This is a genomic window from uncultured Fretibacterium sp. (assembly GCF_938040765.1).
In the GTDB taxonomy this organism is placed as follows: Bacteria; Synergistota; Synergistia; order Synergistales; family Aminobacteriaceae; genus CAJPSE01.
The window spans coordinates 1-5,996 of sequence record NZ_CALIAA010000093.1 but is presented as its reverse complement, the minus strand read 5'-3'; the positions used below and the strand labels follow the sequence as shown (position 1 = coordinate 5,996).

The following is a 5,996-nucleotide window of genomic DNA, read 5'->3' as shown; positions in this document are numbered from 1 at the left end:
ATATGACGCTTTTCGCCTGCATCATCGCCTACCTTCTGGGTTCTGTGCCGAACGGCTTGCTTCTTTGCCGTGCCATCTGGCACATCGACATCCGCGAATATGGCAGCCGCAACATCGGCGCGACGAATGTTTACCGCACGCTGGGCAAGGGGCCGGGGGCGAGGAGATTCACGCGCGCTCGCATTTCCCGGAGCACGCTTACGGGATCGGGCATATTCTGCCCCATCCCGATATGGGGCGGTGGGCGGCGGAGCTCAATCTGCTGCGGACGCTGGTCCGGGAGGTGGAGCTCTGTGCCTGCCGCGCCTTCGAGTCGCGGGAGGGGGTGGAGAGGCCGGACATCGTCAAGGTGCTGAACCGTCTCAGCAGCGCCTTTTACATCCTGACCTACCAATACCTGCCCAAGGGATACGACCGGACGATCCATTTCGCGAGGAAGGACGTACCGAAAAGGGAAGCGCAGTCCCGGTAACGGAATGAACACCCTGCACGTTTTGAAGATCGCCCAGCTTGCCGTCAGGTCCCTGCTTGCCGAGGCCGCGGTCTACCCCAAGCCGGGGTTGGTCACCCCCCTGGACAACGGTTCCTGCGCGGACCGGACCTTCCAGCACTTCATCGACAGCGCCGTGGCGCTTCTTCCCTGTTTCCTCAACTGTGCGTCCATTGGGATGGAAACCCTGGAACTCGGCCCCGAGGACGTGTTCGCCCTGCTGCGCGTGACGGGACGCCAGGGCGAGCAGGAGATGCTGCAGGCGACCGGCGGCGTCGGCACGCACCGGGGGGCGATCTTCCTCTTCGGCCTCCTGTGTGCGGCGGCGGGCCGTCTCGCGGCCCAGGAACGGGAACTGACCCCCAGGGCCCTGGCCCTGGCCGCATCCTCCTTCGTGCGGGGAATCGTGGGACGGGAACTGGGCGGCCTGAATCTGGAGAGCTGCGGGACGGCGGAGGAGCGCGCCTTCGTCCTCTACGGGTTGGAGGGACCGAGGGGCGAGGCGGAACGGGGGTTCCCCATGACCTTGCGGGCCGCGGACCTGATGCGGAGGCTCGAGGAGGAGCATGGCGATGCCCTCACGTTCCGGGAACGTGCGGCGCACACCCTGATCTTCATCCTCTCCGAGAACGCGGACGGCGCCCTGGTGTCGCAGGGCGGGCTGGACGCCATGCTGAGCGTTCAGGCGGAGGCGCGAAAGGCCCTTGCGTCCGGTGGAATGCTCTCTCCCTCCGGTCGGGCCGGGATTGTGGAGATGGAAAGCGGGCTTGCGGGGCGCGGGCTGTGCCCCGAGGGCGGGGCCGATATCCTTGCGGCCGCGCTGTTTCTCGGCGCCGCTCACTCCTGCCTGCGGAACTGAGGAAACGGGGGACGCCCGTTTTGGTCGGTCAGTACCTCAGACCGTAGGCCGGATAGTAGACCCTCTGGTCGCTCAGGCCCTCCTTCTGGGCGGCCAGGGCCGCCTGTCCCTGTTCTCCCATGTTATAGGAGAGCACGGAGGTCAGGACGTGGACGACGAACATGGGGCCGATCAGGCTGCTGCCGAAGGTCGGGGAACGGTCCCCGGCGTAGAAGGAAAGGTAGGAATGCCCGCATATGGGGGCGGCGGGACTGTCCGTCAGGGTGATGATGCGGGTGCCCCGCCGGGCTGTGGCCTCGACGGCCTCCGTGACCTCGATGACGTAGCTGGGAAGCTCGCAGACGATCAGCATGTCGTTCTCCCCGACGGCCCGGGACTGTTCGATGAGCGAGACGGACCCCCGGCGCATGAGGACCGTCTTGAGCCCCAGTTCCGTGAAACGGGTGTAGAACCACTCCGAGACCAGGGCCGAGATCCCCCATCCCATGCAGTAGATCGCGTCGGCCTTTTTGGCCGCCTCGCAGAAGGTGACGATGGCCTTGGAGGAGAGGCTGTTGCGGGTCTCCTCCAGGTTGGCCTGCTCCAGACGGCAGAGGTCCTGGGGGATGTGGGTGTCCTGAACCTCCCCGGCGATGGCGGAGGGAGCGACCTGCGCGAGCAGGGCTTCCTTGAGGACGACCTTCAGGTCGGCGTATCCCTCGAACCCGAGCATGCGCGCGACCCGCACCAGCTGCGCCTTGGATACCGAAAGCCTCTCGGCGACCTCGCCGATGGAATGGAAAGCGACCTCCGAGGAGTTGCCCAGAAGATATTCCGCGACGCGACGGGTCTTCGTGGGAAACGTGTCCATCCTGTCCCGAATCTGTTTTTCCAGGTCCTGAATGTTCATTGTTCCGTCCCCTCCTCCTTCTCGGTCTCGAGCATGGCCTCGACCTCGTGTCGCCAGGGCATGGAGGGCTGGGCTCCGAAGCGTGTGCAGGCCAGGGCTCCGGCCCCGGCGGCGAAGCGGACGGCCCGTTCCGGCGGCATCCCCTCCGCCATCCCCACGCTCAGTGCCGCGCAGAAGGCATCCCGGGCCCCGGTGGAGTCCACGGCTTTAACCGTAAAGGACTTGAACGCAAAGGTCTTCCCCCCCCGCGAGCACACCACCCCTCCCTGGGCGCTCCGCGTCACCACGACGGTCTTGACGCCCCGTGCGACGAGCTGATGGGCCAGCTCGGCGATCCGGTCCTCCGGAAGGGGATCGCCGCCCGAACGGTTGGACGGGGTGCCCGAATTGGACGAATAGAAGCCAAGGGCCGCCTGATTCAGGATCAGGCAGTCCACCATGTGCCAGACCTCCGGCGGCAGGGGGAAGGGCGGCTCGGCGGACAGGAGGGTCCTGCATCCCATGCGCCGGGCCAGCCGCAGCCCGTAGGCTACGGTCTCCGGAGGGCTCTCCAGCTGGAACAGCGCGGAATCGACCGCCTTGAAGAGGTCCTTGGCCCGGTCCAGGACCGCCTCGTCGAGGAAGGCATTGGCGCCCTGGGAGAGGACGATGGCGTTCGCCCCGCCGTCCAGGACGGTGACGACGGCAACGCCCGTCCCCGCCTCGGAACGCTCCTCCAGGTGCTCGCAGCCGACCTTGTTCTCCGTCAGCGTCGTCCGCAGTTTTTTCCCGAAGTCGTCGTTGCCGACGCAGCCGATCATGTGCGCCTCGGCCCGGAGGCGCGCACAGGCCAGCGCCTGATTGGCCCCCTTTCCGCCCCCGGTCATACCGAACGCGCCCCCCAGGAGGGTCTCCCCCAGATAGGGCTGGCGCGGCGCCCGGATGACCAAATCCATATTCAAAGAGCCGACGACTGCGATGGCGGCCACACGAAAAGCCCCTTTCAGCTTGGTGTTTTTAATCTTGTTATGATACCATATTCTCGGGAAGCCCGCCCCGTCGGGGTCGCTTTTTCTCCTCGAAAGTCTTGTCGGATGCGGAGGTCGGGCGCTTGGCGCGCCTCTGCCCCGGGGTAGGAATCAGGCTTCCCTGCGTTATCGCCCCAAAGGGGAATCCTTCGCGAGGTGAAATTGAATGCCCTTTCAGCTTCCTGAATATCTGGCTCCCGATTTTGACGCACCGAAATTCCGTCAGGCCCCGTCCGCCCGCACCGCCCCCGCCCCCCGGGACGGGATTGCCCCGGAGGGGTTTCATGCCATGTCCATCTTCCCCGAATACTTCAAGGTGGGGGAGCGTTGGCTGCTTCCCGAGGAGAGCCGCATGGACTGCGTTGCCGTTCCGAGGGGGGATTGGATCGACATCGTGGAGTTCCGCCGCCTGAAGGCCGGGGAACCGGTGTTCGTGGGACGCACGGAGGACGGCAGCGAAGGGATCTACATGCACACCGAGGCGTTTCGGGAAGAGGAGGATGGGGGGGGCGACGCGTTTGCCTTCCGCTCCGGCCGATCGAGGGAGACCGCCTATTCCCGGGACTACGACGCCCTTTACGAGCTGCTTCGGCACGAGCGGGAACATGGATTCGTCGTCTGGGTGCTCGGCCCCGCGGTCTCCTTCGACTACGATTCCCGAAATGCCATGGCCTCCCTCATCGATGCGGGCTATGTCCACGCGCTCCTGGCCGGGAACGCCCTGGGGACCCACGACCTCGAAGGGGCGATGTTCGGAACGGCCCTGGGGCAGGACATCTATACCCAGGAGGCCCGGCAGAACGGGCACTACCATCATCTGGACCTCATCAACAGGGCCCGCCGCCATGGATCCGTCGAGGCCCTTATCCGGGAGGCCGGTCTGAAGGACGGCATCCTTCGCGCCGCGCAGGGGAAGGGCATCCCCATCGTCCTCGCGGGCTCCATCCGTGACGACGGCCCCCTCCCCGGCGTCTTCGGGGACGTGTATGAGGCCCAGGACGCCATGAGGAGCCAGCTTCGCAGGGCCACGACCGTGATTGCCCTCGCCACGCAGCTGCACACCATCGCCTCGGGCAACATGACCCCGTCCTATACGGTACGGGATGGCCGGGTACGTCCCGTTTACATCTATTCCATCGACATCTCCGAGTTTGCCGTCAACAAGCTTCGGGACAGGGGAACGCTGTCCGTCACCCCCATCGTGACCAACGCCCAGGATTTTCTGGTGCACCTGAAGAACAACCTCGGGAACCTCGCGGCCCCTGCGGCCTCCGTTCCCTCCGGCCCGAACGGCGACATCGGCCGCAAGACGGCCGTGCAGGGGCATGGAGGTGACCGCCCGTGAACCTGCCCCGCCTGATCCTTGCCGACGACATCGAGGACCAGCGGGCCGTACCACCCTCGGTTCTTCTGGTCCAGGCCATGAAAAGCCGCGGCATGTGCCTGAACATCTTTATGAGCTCCCGTAAGGAGGAGGACCTGCGCCTGATGGAGCTGCTGTCCGGAGACGCCGTCACGTGCATCGATGCCTACACGGCCGGAAATGCGAAGAACCTGAAGGCACTTCTCCAGCGCAGAAGCACGCCCGATGCCATCGGCCTCATCTGCGTCCCGCTGGGAAAGAGGATCGGCGACAAGCTATTTCAGGTCTATCCGGAACCCCTGGAGCTTGCAAAGGTCCTGAACTGCGGGATCCTCCCGGTCCTTCATGCCTCGGCCTCCGCAGCCGTCACGACAGGCCGGGCTTTGTCCATGCTTTCTTCGGTCTCCGAGATGAGGAAAGATGTCGTACAGGGTCTGCTTTTTGCCTCGATAAGGAACCCCAGAGAGTTTCAGCTTCTGGAGCAGGAGTACAACCGGCGTTCTCCGATACTCAGCCTGGGCTACATTCCCAAGAGCGCAGAGCGCGACATGCCCACGATGCCGGAGATGTCTCCGCGCAGCGCGTCGATGAAGCTGCTTCAGCTGAAGAGCGCGGCACTGCAGCTCGGAAATGCGGCCAGACAGGTGGAGTGGCAGATCATCGAGGCCATGGCCCGTTTGAACGAGGCCTGGACGCCGGTGGAAGGCCCGGAGTATTCCGCCTGCCGTCTCGACGTCGCCGTGATCAACAGGGATGTAGCGCTCGAGGGGGAGGAGAGCCTCGAGGCCTTCCGCGCTTTGGGCTGCACGGTCCGCCCCTGCAATCCCGAGCAGGATCCCTTCCCAGAATCCGCGGATGTCCTCTATTTCCCCCATGCCATGACCGACGTCGCCGCCGGACGTATCCTTTCGAGCCCCGGTTTTCGGCAGGGGCTCCTGGAGAGCATTCGAGACAACAAGCCGATCCTGGCGGTGGGCTCCTCCGCCGTTCTCTTCGGGCAGCACTACCGGACGGCGGTGCATAGCACGCTGGAGGGGCTGGGGCTCTTTCCCTTCCAGGCCCATCATGTGCCCGCGGAGACGGAGCGCGGCGTACGCAGGATCGAGATCCGCGGGACGAAGGACACTCCTTTTATCCGAGAGAATGAAAAACTGCGCGGATACGAGGTCGGAGGGTTCGCCCTCGCCAACCCCGGCAATCCGGACCAGTACTGTTTCGCCTATCGCAATATGAACTCCGAGGCCGAGACGGGCGTCTCCGGCTGGAGTCAGGGCTGCTGCTTCGTCACAGGGCTCAGGCCGGACCTCTGGAGCAACCTGGGCGTCCTTTACCGCTGGCTGTCGCAGAGAAGACGCTGATGGTGAAAATGCCGGGTCCGTTCGTTAACG

7 protein-coding genes are annotated in these 5,996 nt (G+C 65.0%); 5 read left to right on the top strand and 2 right to left on the bottom strand.

Going from position 1 to position 5,996, the window contains the following annotated elements; translation table 11 throughout:
* The first annotated feature begins 2 nt into the window (after window positions 1-2).
* Genes Q0176_RS03545 through Q0176_RS03535 form a run of 3 tightly spaced genes read left to right on the top strand, consistent with a single transcriptional unit; the run spans window position 3 to window position 1,349 of the window.
* Window positions 3-356: a glycerol-3-phosphate acyltransferase gene (locus Q0176_RS03545; RefSeq protein ID WP_299299293.1), complete on the top strand. Its 354-nt coding sequence runs from the start codon at window positions 3-5 to the stop codon at window positions 354-356.
* Entirely contained in the window at window positions 284-472 is a 189-nt protein-coding gene (locus Q0176_RS03540) for a hypothetical protein (RefSeq protein WP_366797114.1), read from the top strand. Before Q0176_RS03545 ends, Q0176_RS03540 begins: the two co-directional genes overlap by 73 nt.
* 4 nt (window positions 473-476) lie before the next feature.
* On the top strand, window positions 477-1,349 hold the full coding sequence (locus Q0176_RS03535; RefSeq protein WP_299299291.1) for a triphosphoribosyl-dephospho-CoA synthase: 873 nt from the start codon (window positions 477-479) through the stop codon (window positions 1,347-1,349).
* 28 nt (window positions 1,350-1,377) lie between these two features.
* On the opposite strand, the gene Q0176_RS03530 is transcribed toward Q0176_RS03535, so the two are convergent.
* Window positions 1,378-2,238, bottom strand: a complete 861-nt coding sequence (locus tag Q0176_RS03530; RefSeq protein WP_299299289.1) for a MurR/RpiR family transcriptional regulator — start codon at window positions 2,236-2,238, stop codon at window positions 1,378-1,380.
* A complete protein-coding gene (locus tag Q0176_RS03525; RefSeq protein WP_299299287.1) occupies window positions 2,235-3,206 on the bottom strand; it encodes a ribokinase in 972 nt (323 codons plus the stop codon). The genes Q0176_RS03530 and Q0176_RS03525 overlap by 4 nt, the downstream gene beginning before the upstream one ends.
* A gap of 328 nt (window positions 3,207-3,534) precedes the next feature.
* On the opposite strand from Q0176_RS03525, the gene Q0176_RS03520 reads away from it, so the two are divergent.
* Together Q0176_RS03520 and Q0176_RS03515 are read left to right on the top strand one after the other, a co-directional pair.
* Window positions 3,535-4,590, top strand: coding sequence for a hypothetical protein (locus Q0176_RS03520; protein ID WP_299299285.1), 1,056 nt, complete (start codon window positions 3,535-3,537; stop codon window positions 4,588-4,590).
* The gene (locus Q0176_RS03515; RefSeq protein WP_299299283.1) at window positions 4,587-5,966 is read left to right on the top strand and encodes a hypothetical protein; all 1,380 of its coding nucleotides are present in this window, start codon (window positions 4,587-4,589) and stop codon (window positions 5,964-5,966) included. Before Q0176_RS03520 ends, Q0176_RS03515 begins: the two co-directional genes overlap by 4 nt.
* Window positions 5,967-5,996: the final 30 nt, after the last annotated feature.